At 58.2% G+C, this 17487-nt stretch carries 13 protein-coding genes; 6 read left to right on the top strand and 7 right to left on the bottom strand.

Annotated elements, in window-relative coordinates; genetic code table 11:
- Positions 1-15 precede the first annotated feature (15 nt).
- The 5 genes from G518_RS0128505 (at position 16) to G518_RS0128485 (ending at position 6318) form a co-directional block, all read left to right on the top strand.
- Positions 16-966, top strand: a complete 951-nt coding sequence (locus G518_RS0128505; protein ID WP_036596364.1) for an ABC transporter permease — start codon at positions 16-18, stop codon at positions 964-966.
- Positions 966-1913 (top strand): iron chelate uptake ABC transporter family permease subunit, encoded by a 948-nt coding sequence (locus G518_RS0128500; protein WP_036596362.1) that lies wholly within the window; start codon positions 966-968, stop codon positions 1911-1913. The genes G518_RS0128505 and G518_RS0128500 overlap by 1 nt, the downstream gene beginning before the upstream one ends.
- A complete protein-coding gene (locus G518_RS0128495) occupies positions 1910-2686 on the top strand; it encodes an iron ABC transporter ATP-binding protein (protein WP_028605376.1) in 777 nt (258 codons plus the stop codon). Before G518_RS0128500 ends, G518_RS0128495 begins: the two co-directional genes overlap by 4 nt.
- Positions 2683-3696, top strand: a complete 1014-nt coding sequence (locus tag G518_RS0128490) for a siderophore ABC transporter substrate-binding protein (RefSeq protein ID WP_051237504.1) — start codon at positions 2683-2685, stop codon at positions 3694-3696. Before G518_RS0128495 ends, G518_RS0128490 begins: the two co-directional genes overlap by 4 nt.
- A 132-nt stretch (positions 3697-3828) precedes the next feature.
- On the top strand, positions 3829-6318 hold the full coding sequence (locus tag G518_RS0128485; RefSeq protein WP_028605374.1) for a TonB-dependent receptor: 2490 nt from the start codon (positions 3829-3831) through the stop codon (positions 6316-6318).
- A 30-nt stretch (positions 6319-6348) separates the two neighbouring features.
- On the opposite strand, the gene yoaA is transcribed toward G518_RS0128485, so the two are convergent.
- Positions 6349-8430 carry a DNA repair helicase YoaA gene (gene yoaA, locus G518_RS0128480; protein WP_051237535.1) on the bottom strand — a complete coding sequence of 694 codons (2082 nt, stop codon included), beginning with the start codon at positions 8428-8430 and terminating at the stop codon, positions 6349-6351.
- 356 nt (positions 8431-8786) lie between these two features.
- Here yoaA and G518_RS0128475 point away from each other — a divergent pair, with 356 nt between their 5' ends.
- Positions 8787-9563: a PP2C family protein-serine/threonine phosphatase gene (locus tag G518_RS0128475; RefSeq protein ID WP_028605372.1), complete on the top strand. Its 777-nt coding sequence runs from the start codon at positions 8787-8789 to the stop codon at positions 9561-9563.
- A 168-nt stretch (positions 9564-9731) separates the two neighbouring features.
- On the opposite strand, the gene G518_RS38890 is transcribed toward G518_RS0128475, so the two are convergent.
- The 6 genes from G518_RS38890 to G518_RS0128445 form a co-directional block, all read right to left on the bottom strand.
- On the bottom strand, positions 9732-10139 hold the full coding sequence (locus tag G518_RS38890) for a hypothetical protein (protein ID WP_051237503.1): 408 nt from the start codon (positions 10137-10139) through the stop codon (positions 9732-9734).
- Positions 10136-11236 carry a cell division protein ZapE gene (gene zapE, locus G518_RS0128465; protein ID WP_028605371.1) on the bottom strand — a complete coding sequence of 367 codons (1101 nt, stop codon included), beginning with the start codon at positions 11234-11236 and terminating at the stop codon, positions 10136-10138. Before zapE ends, G518_RS38890 begins: the two co-directional genes overlap by 4 nt.
- Before the next feature lie 147 nt (positions 11237-11383).
- Positions 11384-12811 (bottom strand): dihydrolipoyl dehydrogenase, encoded by a 1428-nt coding sequence (lpdA, locus tag G518_RS0128460; RefSeq protein ID WP_028605370.1) that lies wholly within the window; start codon positions 12809-12811, stop codon positions 11384-11386.
- Positions 12812-12848: 37 nt separating this feature from the next.
- Entirely contained in the window at positions 12849-13160 is a 312-nt protein-coding gene (locus tag G518_RS0128455) for a PspC domain-containing protein (protein WP_028605369.1), read from the bottom strand.
- Between the two features lie 43 nt (positions 13161-13203).
- Positions 13204-14466 (bottom strand): 2-oxoglutarate dehydrogenase complex dihydrolipoyllysine-residue succinyltransferase, encoded by a 1263-nt coding sequence (odhB, locus tag G518_RS0128450; RefSeq protein WP_028605368.1) that lies wholly within the window; start codon positions 14464-14466, stop codon positions 13204-13206.
- Positions 14467-14551: 85 nt separating this feature from the next.
- The gene (locus G518_RS0128445) at positions 14552-17422 is read right to left on the bottom strand and encodes a 2-oxoglutarate dehydrogenase E1 component (RefSeq protein WP_028605367.1); all 2871 of its coding nucleotides are present in this window, start codon (positions 17420-17422) and stop codon (positions 14552-14554) included.
- Positions 17423-17487 lie beyond the last annotated feature (65 nt).

Genomic DNA, 17487 nt, shown 5'->3' with positions numbered 1-17487 from the left:
TCCATCGAGCCGAATATGTCGTGGACCAGTGCGCGCTTGTGGCCAGTGTTTATCGTGCTGTGCATTGCATCCTTGTTCGTGGGAGCCAAGGAAGTTTCATGGATGCAGATTCTGGCTTTCTCAGATGATGCCTGGCTGACCTTGACCGCAAGCCGCCTTCCTCGTCTGGCGGCGCTGGTTCTCACAGGTGTGGGCCTGTCCGTTTGCGGTGTGATTCTTCAGCAGATCGTTCGCAACAAATTCGTGGAGCCCGCCACTACGGGCGGCCTGGATGCTGCCAAGCTGGGCATCCTCGTCGCGCTCACCGTAGCGCCTACGGCAGGGGCCACTTTGCAAATGGTGCTCGCCCTGGCGTTTTGCTTTGCGGCAAGCCTGGGCTTCGTTGCCATCATTCACCGCATCAAAGTCAAGAACACGGTCTTAGTGCCTGTGATCGGGCTCATGTACGGCTCCGTCATCAGCGCTTTTGCCGAGTTCTACGCCTATCAAAACAACATCCTTCAGAGCATGCAGGGGTGGATGCTGGGTGACTTCTCACGAGTCATACAAGGCAACTACGAAATCATTTACCTGATCCTTCCGATCATCGCCCTCACCTATCTGTATGCCCATCGTTTCACCGTACTGGGTATGGGCCAGGGCATGGCCACCAGCCTGGGGCTGAACTACACCGCCACTGTGGCGCTGGGTTTGATCCTGGTGGCAGTCACGGTGTCTGCCACGGTCATCACCGTGGGGTCTATCCCCTTTGTGGGTTTGGTCATTCCCAATCTGGTGGCCTTACGCCATGGGGACCATCTGGCGCGCACGCTGCCCATCGTCGCGCTGGGAGGTGCTTCGCTGCTTTTGCTTTGCGACATTGTGGGTCGCCTTCTGATTTACCCCTTTGAAGTCCCCATTGGCCTGACCGCAGGCGCCGTGGGCGGTGTGCTCTTTCTCGCCCTGATCATCTGGAGAGGCAGGTGATGCGAGTGCCTTCTAGACATACCTTGTGGATCGTCGTGGCCATGCTGGCACTGGCATTCGTGTTCTTCCGCTCCGGCCTGGATTTTGGGTATGTGATCCCCAAGCGGCTCGCCCGGTTGGCGGCCATGGTGATCGGCGGCGTGTGTATTGCCTGGTCTTCCATCTCATTTCAGACCATCACGAACAACAGAATTTTGACGCCCTCGATCATGGGATACGAGGCCATTTACGTGCTGCTGCAATCCCTGCTGATTTTGATCATGGGTACGTCCAGCCTGATGGTTTTGGGAGCCAACAGCAACTTCCTCATCTCCATTGCATTGATGCTGGCCTACTCCTGGTTGCTTCATCGCTGGTTGTTTCGCAGCGGTAGAAACAACGTGTATTTTCTGCTCCTTATCGGCCTGGTTCTGACCATGGTGCTCGGCACCTTCACGCAGTTCATACAACTGAAGATCAGCCCCGGTGAGTTCTCCATTCTTCAAGGCTTCGCTCAAGCTTCCTTCAACAAAGCGCAGGCTCCGCAGCTGCTTACTTCCGCGCTGGTGGTAGCAGCCACCTGCCTGCTTGCACTGAAGAAACTTCCCACGCTGGATGTGCTCGCCTTGGGCCGCGAACAAGCCATATCGCTCGGCGTGGACTACCGGCGAAACGTACAGATTCAGCTCGCACTAATTGCAGTTCTCGTGGCGGTATCCACCAGCCTGCTCGGGCCCACCGCGTTCATGGGAATCTTTGTTGCCAACACCGCTTACGCGTTGGCGGGAGCTTCACGGCATCGCGTCACCCTGCCAGTGGGTTGTGCCATTGCCATTGGTATTTTCATACTGGCCCAGATGGCCGTGGAGCATGTCTTCAATTACAAAACCACCGTCGGCATTCTCGTCAACCTGGTGTGTGGCGCGTACTTTCTCGCGCTCATGGTTCGTTCCAGAGGGGCCGCATGATCAGCGTTCATAAACTCGACAAGAGCTACGGCAGCAAGGTCGTGCTGTCTGGCGTCAGCGCGCAGTTTCCGGCCAAGCAACTCACCTCCCTCATTGGCCCGAATGGTGCTGGCAAATCAACGCTTCTCATGACCATTGCGCGGTTGCTGGAGCCCACGCGAGGAGAGGTTCACCTGGAAGGCCGCAACGTCTCTGAGTTGCGCATTAGTGAATACGCCAGAAGAGTAGCCACATTGCGCCAGTCACCGGATTTCAACCTCCGTCTGCGAGTGGAAGAACTCGTTGCGTTTGGGCGCTTTCCCTATAGCCGGGGAGTGCTCACCACTCAAGATCATCAAGCGATTGATGAGGCCATCTCATTTCTCTCACTGGAGCCATTGCGCAAAGCCTATATCGACGAGCTGAGCGGTGGGCAGCGGCAGATGGCTTTCCTGGCGATGACCATCGCGCAGCAGACCGACTACCTGCTGCTTGATGAGCCATTGAACAACCTCGACATCAAGCACGCGGTACAGATCATGCGCGCGCTTCGCCGCCTTTGCGACGAGTACGGGCGCACCGTGATCCTGGTCGTTCACGACATCAATTTTGCGACCAACTACTCCGACCACATTGTCGCGATGAAGCAGGGCTCAGTTCATTGCGCCGGCCCTGTGGCCGAAGTGGTCACTGAGGCGCGGATGCAGGAACTGTACGGACTCGAATTTCAAATCCTTCGCACTGAGAACGCAAGCCTATGCAACTACTTCAATCCAACAGGAGAAATGAAATGAGAGGGAAACTCCCAAGCATCAAAAGCACGAGTTGGGGCTTGCTCCTGCTCATAGCCACCACCGCATTGCTGGGGTGCAATCGGGACGCCGCGGAAGCACCGCGCGTATCTAATGCACCTCCATCCACCAATGCGATAGCAAGCTCGGTTTACTCCCCCATCGCGGTAGAGCACAAGCTGGGAACCACCCGCATCGAGCGCCTTCCACAGCGGGTTGCGGCATTGGATATGAACGAGGTCGATTTTCTCGATCAGCTAGACGTTCCAGTGATCGGAATGCCCAAGGATTTCGTGCCACGCTTTCTTTCCAAGTACAAAGACGCCCCCGGCACCGAAGATCTGGGAGCAATTGTTCAACCCAACCTGGAACGGGTGCACGCCGCCAAGCCAGACTTGATTTTGATGACCTCCCTGCAGGCAAATCATTACAAGGAGCTGAGTGAAATCGCACCCACTCTTCATTTCGATGTGGACTACCGCGACAGTCAGGTAAAACACATCGAAGTCATCAAGGACCATCTGATCACCTTGGGCCGCATCTTCCAAAAAGAGGATCTCGCCCGAAAGAAAGCGGATGAGTTGGAGGCCAAGGTGCAAGAGGCCCGCGCCGTTACTCAAGATCGCCCTGAAAAAGCGCTGGTGGTACTGCACAACAACGGCTCATTCAGCTCGCTCGGCGTGCAGTCTCGCTACGGATTTGTATTTGAAGCCCTGGGCGTGAAACCTGCCGGCCCTGTCGCGAAGACAGGTCTTCATGGTCAGCCGGTTTCCAGTGAGTTCATTCAGCAAACCAACCCCGACATCATCTACGTGGTGGACCGCACCGCCGTTATGCAGCACCGCCCAGCCATGGACGCGGCGAGCATGAACAACCCACTTTTGCAGCAAACCAATGCCTGGAAAAACGGACGCGTGGTGTTCGTGGACCCCGAGGCTTGGTATGTCACTGCCGCCAGCCCAAGCTCTTTGAAGATCGTGATTGACGAGGTCATCAAAGGCTATAGGAAGTGATTTTCACCGCCTCGTTCTCCTGATTTTCTTCCGCTTTTTCTAACAACTTATTCGCCTCTGGCTCGGCACGCAATCCAGCGATCCCGAAGTAAAGCGTATCGATTCTCAATCAACCTCACCTGAAAGCTAAAAATGTCCAAGAAGCAAGCAAAAACAAGGGCTACCTCATCTGCGCGGCAGGGCACGCGTTCATTCCACCTGAGCCACACGGCGGGGGCCGCGCGCATGGCACTGCTCCTCGGAGGGTGCCTGAGCGTGCTTGGATTGGTGGCTTCACCAGCCTTCGCTCAAAGCGCAGGTCAGGCGGTACAAGTGCAAAAGAGTGTGGAAATTTCTGCTGGCTCACTGGAGCAAGCACTGCGCGCCTACGCGACTTCAAGCGGCGTGGAGCTGAACCTTGACTCTGCCCTGGTTCAGGGCAAGACCAGCCAAGGCCTGCGTGGAACCTACAGCGTGGATCAGGGCTTCAATGAGCTGCTGCGCGGCCAGGGTCTGCAGGCCACACAAGAAGCCGGTGGCCGGTATGTCTTGAGCCGGGTCGCACCAGCAGCCCAAAACGCCAGCACTGAGAGTGCGGGCACCCTCCCCGCGGTCACCGTCTCTGGCCGGGTAGCCACCGCGACATCTGCCTACGCCGGCGGACAAATCGCCTCCGGTAGCCGCGTTGGGCTGCTGGGCGACAAAGACTTTATGGAAACCCCGTTTTCCATCGTCAGCTATACCGACAAATACGTCGAAGACCGGCAAGCCAAAGACATCACCGAAGTCATTGCAGCCACCGACCCCTCGGTGTTCAGCAACGGGGTTACTGGCGCCTGGAGCGAGAACTACTCCATTCGTGGATTCAGCTCCGGCACGACAGACGTCACTGTGGGTGGCCTGGTGGGCATGGCTCCCTACTACCGCACCACGCCGGAAATGTTTGAACGCATTGAAGTGCTCAAAGGGCCTTCGGCTTTGCTGAACGGCATGCCTCCCGGTGGCTCAGTCGGTGGCACTGTCAACCTCGTACCCAAGCGCGCAGGCAACACGCCCTTGACACGCGTCACAACCACCTACATGTCTGACTCCCAACTGGGCGGACATCTTGATATAGGACGCCGGTTTGGAGAAAACCAGCAGTTTGGTGTTCGCTTCAACGGTCTTTACAGAGACGGCAGAGGGCCGGTGGATCACCAGAAGAAGGGTTCGCAATTGGCCTCTCTGGGGCTTGATTGGCGCGGCGATCGCGCGCGCGTATCTGCAGACCTCTACACCAGCGAAGACAGCGTGAAGGGCGTGACCCGAGGCATCAACCTGGCACCCGGCGTGGCAGTTCCCACGCCACCCAGGGCGGAGTCTCTTCTGAACCCCAGTTGGTCCAATGTAAAAAACAAGGACCAAGGCCTCATCTTGAGGGGTGAGTTCGATGTGACCGACAAAGTCACAGCCTATGGCGCCTTCGGCACCAGCAAGAGCAACTACCACTACAACGGTGCCATTTCAGCCCAGGTGTTGAATGCAGCCGGAGACTTCAGAACCACCATTGGCCAACTGGCATTTGATGTGGAAAAGAAATCTTCAGAGATCGGTGTGAAGGGCAAGTTCAAAACTGGCTCGGTGGGCCACCAATGGGCTCTGAACGCCACGCACTACACAGACACCGTGAAGGAATTTGGCCGCAGGTCTGTTCCCGGCGCGGATTGGACAACCAACATCTACAACCCGGTGTGGGGGCCCGCCGCTGACTTCATCGCCCCGCCTACGCTTCACAACGAGAACCGTCTGGTCAGCTACGGCGTGGCAGACACCCTCTCCTTCATGGAGGATCGCATGCAGCTGACACTAGGCGTACGCCGCCAGCAAGTACTAACCAACAGCTACAACGTCACCACTGGTGCCCGCAGCGCGCAATATGACGCCAGCGCCACATCACCTGCGGCTGCCATCCTGTTCAAAGCCACGGACAACCTGTCCGTCTATGCCAACTACATCCAGGGCTTGAGCAAAGGGCAGACAGCCCCGGCCACCGCCGCCAATGCAGGCGAGCTGTTCGCGCCCTACAAGACCAAGCAGAAGGAAATCGGCGTGAAGTTCGATCTGGGTGAGTTCGCTCACACTGTCGCCCTGTTCGAAATCACACGCCCCAGCAGCTACACCGATCCAGTGACCAACATCTTCTCCTTCGGTGGTGAACAACGCAACCAGGGTGTGGAATGGACATTCTTCGGCTCGCCCCTGCGTGGCGTTCGCCTGATAGGCGGCGTGGCGTACATAGACCCCAAACTGACGCGCACCACCGGAGCTGTCAACCAGGGCAAGCAGGCCACAGGCGTGCCAAAACTCCAGGGTAAAGTAGGCGTGGAATGGGATGTGCCCACTGTGCAGGGTTTGACACTAACCGCCAATGCCACTGCTGTATCCAAGCAGTACATCAGCGCAGACAATTCCCTGTCGATTTCCGGCCGCGCCATCTATGACCTGGGCGCCCGGTATTCCACCAAGCTATCCAGCTTCCCCATCACCTTCCGGGCCAGCGTGAACAACGTCACCAACAAGGCTTACTGGGGCATGCCATTGCTCTCCAGCTTGGCCATGGGTGCACCACGCACGTTCCTGCTTTCGGCGTCGATGGACTTCTAAAGCCAGGCCAGTCGGACCTTGGCAGGTGGATCAAACGTCAAACGTGACGCCCGCCTCCAGGTCCGGCTTCACCAGGCCCTCCAGGGCTTCATGGAACGATGCCTCGTCCGTCAGCCTGCGCATGGGCGGCAGCGCGGCGAGCAGGCGCTTTCCATAGCCCATGGAGGTCAGGCGCGTATCGCAGATCACCAGCATGCCGGTATCGGTCTCCCGCCGAATCAAGCGGCCTGCGCCTTGCTTGAGGGCCACGGCAGCCTCAGGGATTGAATAATCAGCGAAGGCGCTTCGGCCCTCAGCCTCAATGCGGCGGCAGCGCGCCTCCACCAGCGGATCTCCGGGCGGAGGAAACGGCAGTTTGTCTATCACCACCGCCTGGAGCGTGTCTCCGGGTAAATCCACCCCTTCCCAGAACGAGGCTGAAGCCACCAGCACGCTTCCCCCCTGCCCTGGCCCCTGGGAGTTACCAGCGCGAAAACGCTCCATCAATACGCGTTTAGGCAACTGGCCTTGCACCAGCACTTCCACACGGGTGCCTTCAAAGCGTTCAGCCAGTTTCTCGCCGATCACGCGCAGTGCACGGAGGGTGGTTGTGAGCACCATGGTGCGCCCACCCAGGCGTTCAGCCGCATCGCCTGCGATCTGCGCTACCTGCGCGCCGTGCGCAGGGTCATTGGGTTTGACGATCTGGCGCGGCACATACAGCGTAGCCTGGCGCTCATAGTCGAACGGACTGCCCACCCGCAGAATCTCCGCGCCGCTCAAACCGCAGGGGCCGGTGAACCAGGTGAGGTTCGCGTCATCACCCAAGGTAGCGGAAACAAACACCCACGCGCGCGACTGGCCTGCTTCAGCGGGTTCCTCGCCCGCGGGTGCCCCCAGCAAGCGTTTGCGCACGACATCGGCAATATCAAGCGGGGATTCCATCAGGCGCAGCTGGTTGCCCACATCAGCCCAGCGCACCGCACCAGGCTCGCAAGCGCCAGCGAAACGTGCAACCCTTTCGCAAAGCAGCATGGCGCGCTCGTGCAGGCGAACAAAATCGGGGGAGATTTCGCTCACGTTATCCAGCCCTTCCGCAGCCTGCGCAAGTGCTTCACCCAGGCTCGCCAATGTCTGCCGCCATTCGCCGGGATCAATGCCTTCTGGCATCTCATCCACCCAGCGAAGCCGGGAGCTGAGGCGGTTAGCTCCAAAGGCCATGCGCATATCCCGCGCGGCCATTTCAACGCCATTGGCCAGCAAGGACCAATCAGCCAGACCGCGGGCCTGTTGCAAGCCCGCGCCCAAAAGGTCTCGCGAAAAATCGAGCAACTGCGCCGTACCAAGATGCTGGCCCAGGAACTGAATACCCGTTTCGTTGAGCTGGTGCGCTTCATCGAAGATCACCACCCGCACTGTGGGCAAAAGCTCTGCCATGCCTGATTCGCGAATGGCGAGATCCGCAAAAAACAAATGGTGATTCACCACCACCACATCAGCCGCCATGGCTTCGCGCCTCGCCAGGTTGACATGGCAAGCGCGCCACTTGGGGCACTCAGCGCCCAGGCAGTTCTCACGTGTGGAAGTCACCAGCGGGATCACCGGAGAGTTCTCATGCAAACCAGGAAGCTCAGCCAGATCACCCGTGCGCGTGGAGTGCGCCCAGCGCTCAATCTTGGAAAGCGCGTGCTGCAGCCCACGTTCGTGTGCAATCGCTTGAGGCGCCGCTTCAAGGCGGTGCAGGCAAAGGTAACTGCCCCGCCCTTTGAGCAAGGCCATTCGCACCGGCAGCCCCAAAGATTTAGCCAAAGCCGGCAGATCACGACCAAACAGCTGGTCTTGCAGTGTTTTGGTAGCTGTAGAAATCAGAACACGCTCACCAGAGAGCAGCGCCGGCACCAGGTAGGCAAAGGTTTTTCCAACACCGGTAGCGGCCTCAGCCACCAGCACGCCGCCTCCGGCCACCACTCTGGCCACGGCTTGGGCCATACGGGTTTGGCCCTCTCTTGGGCAAAAGGTTTCGGCCGCCTCAGCCAAGGGACCATGTTCGCCGAACACAGCGCTCACGGCCTCTTGCAAAGACTGGACAGGGTCGCTCAGTTCACTGCCCGCCAATGGGGAATCGCCAGACATGCTCATGCGGGATTTTGGTGGCCGAACGCCAATTGAACAAATTGAACAGACTGGATGAAGCTCAGCGGCAAGCGAGATTTCCTGGGTAGCTGTATGTTCGGAAAAAAGCGCACGGTTAACCGGCGGATGGGCAAATGGAAATTTGGAATCACGGGGAATATTAAACCTGGAAACGATGGTTGCCTGCGTGTACGACACTCCAAAGCGGGACTTCCTCAAAAAAACCCACGCCAACCGGATGGATTGCCAACACGTTCACTGAGACATCTCCATACGTTTCCACCCCGGCTTCCACATTAAATTAACGCCTTTGACGCTCTCGTTCGATAATACGATCTTGCTAACCCTGGACAATCATGGAAAAAGGCTATCGACTCAGCGCTGCCACCGGGCTGCACAAGGGTGACAGGGAATATCAGCAAGATCAGGTGGAATTGCTCATTCATCCGCGATCGTCCGGCTGCGTGATGGGCGTGGTCGCTGATGGCATGGGTGGGCGCACTGGTGGGCGCAAGGCCTCTGATCAAGTCTTGATGACCGCGCGCCAGCTCTTCGGCCGCCACTCTCCGAATGATGATGACCCTGGTGAGCTGCTCCAGCGCATAGGAGAAGAAGCCCACACGGTGATCCGGCTTACCGCTATCTCGGCCGAGCAGGAGCCCCATAGCACCTTGGCCGCCTTTCTGATTGAACCAGGTGGCGAATGCCACTGGGTTCATTCCGGTGACTCTCGCCTCTACCACTATCGTGGCAGCAAATTGCTGGCGCGCACCTTTGATCACTCATTTGTTCAAGCCCTGATCGATCAAGGCAGGCTGACCGCTGAAGAAGCCGTGTCGCATCCAAATTCGAACGTGCTCATGAGCTGCCTGGGCACGGAAGAGCCTCCAAACTTGGCCGGACAGAAAACGGCTCCCCTGAAGATTGGAGATTCTCTGCTCGCCTGCTCAGACGGGCTTTGGCAATATTTCACTACCGAAGAGCTGGGCTCCGTACTGCATTCCCTTTCACCTCGCAAAGCCAGCGAATTTCTCACTACGAAGGCCCGCTCGCGCGCCATGGGAGGTGGAGACAACCTCTCACTGGTCATTGTGAAAGTTGAAGCGCTGGCTGAAGACAAACCCGGGAAATAGCGACTAATACAAATCGCGTTGAGTGTTATAGACCGTTCGGGCTGTCGAAGCGCTGCGCAAGGCTTCGACAAGCTCAGCTCGAACGGTATTTATCTATTCAACGCAACTCGGCGTGAACAGGAGCTTCGCGGTCCCGGGATGGGAGCCTGAAGCTCCAGAGTGCAGGGCTCAGCTTTTCTCGCGCTGCTTCTGCTCGAGATCGCGCAGGCGGTTAGCAGCGCGGCGCTTGCGCTCCAGGTCGTTCACAGCCAGCTCTTCCTGCCGCAGCCGATCCAAAGCGGCTCGGCGCGCGTCGGTCGCATCGCGCAGGCACGCATTAACCATAAAACGGTGCCAACATGCTTTCTCTTCATCTGCAAAGCGCTGTGTGGCTGCCTCCCGCGCCGCAGACAGGCGTTCTCGCTGACTTGCGAGCCATTCCGGCAAATGCTCATCCGCCGGGGCTCCCGCCACCAAGGCTTGTGCGGCTGCGGTATCAATCCCGCGCTGCGCGGAAACCAGCTCGTGGTGCGGCGTGCCACAAGCCCCCAGCAAAACGCTTATCAAAACGACGGCACTCAGGTGCAGAATTTTCATGTCAGGTGCGTGTCCACGTTTCTATGTTCTAACGCCAAATACTCAGCAGACTGCATTTCGTTCAGGCGGCTCACGGTGCGCGGAAACTCATGCGCCAAGGGGCCTTCTGTATAAAGCTCCTCGGGCGATACCGCTGCAGATAGTATGAACTTGACTCGCCGGTCATACAACACATCCACCAGCCAGGTGAAACGCCGAGCTTCTGAAGCATGGCGCACGAACATCTGAGGCACATCAGAGAGGAGCACCGTGTGGAATTGGCTGGAGATCTCCAGATAATCGTTCTGCGAACGCGGGCCACCACAGAGTGTCTTGAAATCAAACCACACCACACCCCCCGCGCGCCTGCGTGATTGAATCTCACGCGCCTCAATGTTCAGCACCGGGCTCTCATCCTGAGAAACCGCCAGGCGATTGAAGGCCTCGGTCATGGCGGCATCGGCAATAGCGCCGAGCGGCGTGTGATAAAGCTCAACCTGCTCCAGAGTACGGCTGCGGTAGTCGGTGCCGTTGTCTACATTGAGCACCTCCATACGGGCATTCAATAGCGCGATGGCGGGCAAAATGCGGTCGCGGTGCAGGCCGTTAGGGTAGAGGTTGTCAGGCTTGAAATTGCTCGTGGTTACCAAGCCCACGCCGTTTTCAAACAGGGCCGCCAGCAACCGGTGCAAGATCATGGCATCTGTAATGTCTGCCACGTGGAACTCATCAAAGCAAATCAGCTTGAAGCGGTTGGCAATGCGTTTTCCCAGCTCATCGAGCGGGTTCACTGTACCTTGCAACCCAGCCAGCTCCCTATGCACTTCACGCATGAACTCGTGAAAATGCAGGCGTGTCTTGCGGCGAATGGGCACGGCGTTGAAAAAGCAATCCATCAGGAAGCTCTTGCCTCTGCCTACCCCGCCAAACATATAAACACCCTTTGGCACTTCAGGGCGATTGAGCAGCTTCTTGAAACGGTTGGAACGCTTTTCTTTATAGATAGCCCATTCGTCCGCACAGCGCTGCAGCGCTTCCACAGCGCGCAACTGCGCCGGGTCGCTCTCAAATCCACGAATTTTCAATTCGGCCGCGTAGGCCTCGCGCACAGCATTCATCCGCAGCACCGCTTCCTGCTAAATCTCCATTTGCGAGCGCCCCCGGCGCCCGCAAGAGCCGCCTTCAGCGAGCACTGCTCTACCTCACTCTCCCGCACAGGGGTGAGCAAAGCAGGCAGCACGGGGCCGAAGAGCGTCAAAGCGAGCTTAGAAATTAAGCGTGCGCTTGTCCACCGCGAGCGCGGCTTCCTTGGTTGATTCGCTCAAGGACGGGTGCGCATGGCAGATGCGCGCAATGTCCTCGCTGCTGGCGCGGAAGGCCATGGCCACACAGGCTTCAGCAATCAGCTCGCTCGCCATGGGGCCCACCACATGCACGCCCAGGATTTCATCCGTGGCTGCATCGGCCAGCATCTTCACCATACCGGTGGTGTCGCCCAGCGCACGAGCGCGGCCGTTGGCCAGGAAGGGGAACGTGCCCGCTTTGTATTTCACGCCATCAGCCTTGAGCTGCTGCTCAGTCTTGCCGACCCAAGCGATCTCAGGGCTGGTGTAGATGACCCAGGGAACCAGGTTGAAATCAACGTGGCCATGCTGACCAGCGATGCGCTCCGCAACCGCCACGCCCTCTTCTTCCGCCTTATGCGCCAGCATGGGGCCGCGCACCACATCGCCAACCGCCCATACGCCAGGCAGGCTGGTGCGGCATTCATCATCCACAACGATGGCGCCACGGTCATCAAGCTTCAAGCCCACGGCTTCAGCATTGAGGCCAGTGGTGTTGGGCACCCGGCCAATAGAAACGATGAGCTTGTCGACTTCCAGCGCCTGGGCTTCGCCCTTGGCATTGGTGTAGGCCACGCTCACGCCCTTTTTATCGGATTTGATCTCGCCCACTTTCACGCCCAGCTCAACCTTCAGGCCTTGCTTGTCAAAAGCTTTGCGGGCTTCTTTGGCGATCTGCTCATCCACAGCGCCCAGGAAGGTGGGCATGGCTTCGAGCACAGTGACTTCAGCACCCAGGCGGCGCCAGACGCTGCCCATTTCCAGGCCAATCACGCCGGAGCCGATGAGGCCCAATTTCTTGGGCACACCGCCAATGCGCAGTGCGCCGTCGTTGGAGAGCACGTTCTCTTCATCGAAAGGCACTCCTGGCAGCGCGCGGGCGCTGGAGCCAGTGGCCACGATGATTTGCTTGCCTGTGAGGGTCTCGGCTTGCGCACCGGTCACGGCGAGTTCATAGCCGCCTTCCACAGGTTTCACGAACGAGCCGCGGCCGTGGAAGAAGCTGACCTTGTTCTTTTTGAACAGGTACAAGATACCGTCGTTGTTCTGCTTGACCACGGCATCCTTGCGCGCAATCATTTTGGCTGAATCCATTTTCAGGCCACTGACAGAAATGCCGTGGTCTGCGAAATGTTTGTTGGCGTGCTCGTAATGCTCAGAGCTTTGCAGCAGTGCCTTGGAGGGAATGCAACCCACGTTGGTGCAGGTGCCGCCGGGCGCAGGGCCACCGGCAGCGTTTTTCCACTCGTCGATACAGGCCACGCTGAAGCCCAGTTGTGCAGCGCGAATGGCAGCAATGTAGCCGCCAGGGCCGGCACCGATGACGATGACGTCGAAATTCTTGGACATGATGTTGGAGTTTTCTGTCAGAAAGATCTGCGGGCCGTCATTCCTCAGGCACGAAGATCCATAAAAGTAGATAGGCCACGATACCCATGCCGCCCATCAGCAGAAGCACGGAAAAAATAAGGCGCCAGCCCCAGCTCTCGAGCCCGGTGGAGCGGGCCAGGCCGCCGCAGACTCCAGCGAGCCAACGGTCTGAGCGGCTGCGCCGAAGCTGATTGAACGCATTCAGCGCCGGCCCACCCGCAGGCGATCCACCCAGCAAACGATCCTTCGCTTGCTGAAACTCAGACTCACTCAATGCGCCGTTACGGCGCAGTTCGTCGAGCCGGGTGAGATCGTCTGTGAGAGACATGGCGGTTGGCTTAGAACGTGTTCAGAGCCTGTTAGACCCTGTTTCAGATGTCAAACAACAGGCGCGCTGGATCTTCCAGTGCGTCTTTCATGGCCACCAGACCCAGAACGGCTTCACGGCCGTCAATGATTCGGTGGTCGTAGCTCATGGCCAGGTAGTTCATTGGGCGGATGACAATTTGCCCATTTTCAACCACGGCACGGTCTTTAGTGGCGTGAACGCCCAAGATGGCCGATTGCGGTGGGTTGATGATGGGGGTAGACATCATGGAGCCGAAAGTACCACCGTTGCTGATGGAGAACGTGCCGCCGGTGAGGTCATCAAGACCCAGTTTGCCATCACGAGCCTTGGTGCCGAATTCAGCAATTTTCTTCTCGATGTCGGCAAAGCTCATCTGGTCAGCGTTGCGCAAAATTGGCACAACCAGACCGCGCGGGCTACCCACTGCAATACCGATGTCGAAGTAGCCGTGGTAGACGATGTCATTGCCGTCCACGCTGGCGTTCAGCACAGGGTATTTTTTCAGTGCGTGCACTGCAGCTTTCACGAAGAAGCTCATGAAGCCCACTTTGACGCCGTGCTCTTTCTCGAACTTTTCCTGGAAACGCTTGCGCATGTCCATCACCGGAGCCATGTTGACTTCGTTGAAGGTAGTCAAAATGGCGTTGCTGGATTGGGACTGGAGCAGACGCTCAGCCACACGAGCACGCAGGCGCGTCATAGGAACGCGCTGCTCTGGGCGGTCACCCAGGTTAGGTGCTGCGGGTGGTGCCACTTGTGGCAGCAACTTGGTAGGCACGCCAGTAGGAATCTGGGCAGGTGCGGGCGCTGCGCTGGCAGAACCCGAAGCCACGGCACCCAACACATCGCCCTTGGTCACTCGGCCATCTTTGCCAGTGCCAGGAACGGAGCCTGCGGCGAGCTGGTTATCAGCCATCAGTTTGGCAGCGGCTGGCATGGCAATGCCGGCTTTGCTGCCGCCTGCTGCTGCGGCAGCAGCCTGAGCAGGCGCTGCGGGTGCGGCAGCGGGTGCTGCTGCCGGGGCGGCTACGGCGCCAGCCACTGCAGCGGTATCAATACGGGCCAACAGCTGTTCTGCCAGCACAGTGGCGCCATCAGCTTGCACAATTTCAATCAACACGCCGGCTGCGGGCGCGGGCACTTCAAGAACCACTTTATCCGTCTCGACATCGATCAGGATTTCATCGGCGGTGATGGCGTCGCCAACTTTTTTCTTCCATTGCAGCAACGTGGCTTCGGCCACGGATTCAGACAGCTGCGGGACCTTCACTTCTACGATAGCCATTATTTTTTCCAGTTCTTTGTATTCATTAATTCAGCGAGAACGCCGGAGAAAAGCAGTGGGTGCTTTGACTTCCGGCGTTTTTTGATTACTTGCTCAGCACGAAACCTTTGAGGCGCCCGAAAGCGGCATCGAGCAGCGCCTTCAGTTGCTCCTGGTGCAGGTGAGCGTAGCCAACGGCTGGGGAAGCCGACGCAGCGCGACCGGCATAACCAAGCTTCTGGCCAGAAACCATGTTTTCGTGAATGTAATGCTGCACGAAGAACCATGCGCCCTGGTTCTGGGGTTCGTCTTGGCACCAGACCACTTCCGTGGCGTTGGGATACTTTTTGATCTCAGCGCTGAAAGCTTTGTGCGGGAACGGATAGAGCTGCTCGACGCGGATGATGGCCACGTCGTCGATCTCTTTTTCCGCACGGCGCTTGGCCAAGTCGTAGTAGACCTTGCCAGAGCAAGCCACGATGCGCTTGACTTTGTCGGCCTTCAGATCGCCTTGGTCTTTGATGACGGTCTGGAAACCACCTTTAGTGAATTCCGAAACTGGCGAGGTAGCGTCTTTATTACGCAGCAGGCTCTTGGGCGTCATGATGATCAGCGGCTTGCGCAGCGAACGGATCATCTGGCGGCGCAGCACGTGGAAAATCTGGCTGGCCGTCGTGGGCTGCACCACTTGCATGTTGGTGTCAGCAGACAACTGCATGAAACGCTCCAGACGCGCTGAAGAGTGCTCAGGGCCTTGGCCCTCATAGCCGTGTGGCAACAGCAGCGTGAGTCCGTTCACACGACCCCACTTCACTTCACCGGAAGCAATGAACTGGTCAATCAGCACTTGAGCGCCGTTGACGAAGTCACCGAACTGGGCTTCCCACAGCACGAGCGTGTTGGGGTCATTGGAAGCGTAGCCGTATTCAAAGCCCAGCACGGCCTCTTCAGACAGAATGGAATCGATCACGACGAACGGAGCCTGGCTGTCTGCCACGTGTTCCAGCGGAATGTAGGTACCTACGTCCCACTTCTCACGCTTTTGATCATGCAGCACAGCATGGCGGTGAGTGAAGGTGCCGCGACCGCAATCTTCGCCTGAGAGACGCACCGGATAACCGGAGGCCACCAGCGATGCATAGGCCATGTGCTCGCCCATGCCCCAGTCCACGTTCACTTCACCACGGCCCATGGCAGCGCGGTCTTCCAGCACCTTCTTCACCAGTGTGTGAACTGTGAAGTCTTCTGGCACGGTAGTAATGCGCTCAGCTAGACGTTTCCACTCAGCCAAAGGAATGGCTGTTTCAGCGGCGTCTGTCCACTTGGTGTTCAGGTACGGCGACCAATCAACCGCGTACTTGTTCTTGAAGTTGGTCAGAACCGGATCCACGGTGAGCTTGCCGGCGTCCATGTCAGCACGGTAGGCTTTGACCATGTCGTCGCCCAGCGTGTCGCCCAGGCCTTGGGCCGCGAGCTTGTCTGCGTACAGTTTGCGGGTACCAGGGTGCTGGCTGATCCGCTTGTACATCAGCGGCTGCGTCAGCATAGGGGTATCTTGCTCGTTGTGGCCCAGTTTGCGGAAGCAAACGATGTCAACCACGACGTCTTTGTTGAATTCCTGGCGGTATTCAAGAGCCAGCTGAGTGGCCAGCACCACGGCTTCTGGATCGTCGCCGTTGACGTGCAGAACAGGCGCTTCAATCATCTTCACCACGTCTGTGCAATACAGCGTGGAACGGCTGTCGCGCGGATCGCTGGTGGTGAAGCCGATCTGGTTGTTGATGACGATGTGCACGGTGCCGCCGGTGTAATAACCGCGCGTTTCAGCCAGTGCCAGAGTTTCCATGACCACGCCTTGGCCTGCAAAGGCGGCATCACCGTGCACCAGCACAGGCAACACTTGATCGCCTTCTGCATCACCACGGCGGTCCAGGCGGGCGCGCACGCTGCCTTCCACCACTGGGTTCACGATTTCCAGATGCGATGGGTTGAACGCCAGTGACAAGTGCACCGGGCCACCGGCCGTGGAAACATCAGAGCTGAAGCCCTGGTGGTATTTCACGTCGCCGCTGGAGAGTTCTTCAGGGGCGGTGTGGTCGAACTCAGCGAACAGCATGGAGGGCATCTTGCCCAGGGTGTTCACCAGCACGTTCAGGCGGCCGCGGTGGGCCATGCCGATCACGATTTCCTGCACGCCGGCCAGGCCAGCGCGGTTGACCAGCTCATCCATCGACACGATGAAGCTTTCACCCCCTTCAAGGGAGAAACGCTTTTGGCCAACGTATTTTGTATGGAGGAAGCGCTCCAGGCCTTCGGCCGCAGTGAGGCGCTCCAGCACGTGCTTTTTCTGCTCAGCGTTGAGCTGAGGGTTGGTGCGCTTGCTTTCCAGCTTTTCTTGCCACCAGCGCTTGCGCGTCTGGTCGGTCATGTACATGTATTCGGCGCCCAGGGTGCCGCAATAGGTTTCGCGCAGTGCATTCAGCAGATCGCGCAACGACATCGATTCCTTGCCGAAGAACGTGTTGCTGGTGTTGAACACCGTTTCCATGTCGGCATCAGTGAAGCCGTAAAACGATGGCTCCAGCTCAGGAATGGCGGGGCGCTCTGCACGCTTCAGGGGATCTAGATCAGCCCAGCGGGTACCGACGTTGCGGTACGCGGCAATCAGCTGCTGTACGGAAGTGCGTTTGCGGCCCAGTTCGGAATCAGCGCCGCTGGCTTCGACCACGCGGGTGCCGCCTTGCTTGGCGCGCTCTGCAAAGGCATTGATAACTGGAAGATGGGGTACATCCCGGGCATTGGTGCCATCTGCTGCGGGAACGTGCTGCAGTGCATCAAAATAGGCACGCCAGCTGTCTGGCACGCTTCCGGGGTTTTCGAGATAGCTCTCATACATCTCTTCGACGTAAGGCGCGTTGCCCCCGAAAAGATAAGAATTGCCCTCGTAAGTGGCGTAGACGGATTTCGCCTCGTTCATGCTGCGCATACCTTTCGCTCCCCTTCAGGGAACATGGGTTGGTTTAATTGACCTTCCGCGTCACG

Origin of the sequence: Ottowia thiooxydans DSM 14619 (assembly GCF_000422885.1) — a bacterium.
Taxonomy (GTDB): domain Bacteria; phylum Pseudomonadota; class Gammaproteobacteria; order Burkholderiales; family Burkholderiaceae_C; genus Ottowia; species Ottowia thiooxydans.
Note: the sequence above shows the minus strand (reverse complement) of the source record. Positions and strands in the feature narration are given on the sequence as shown.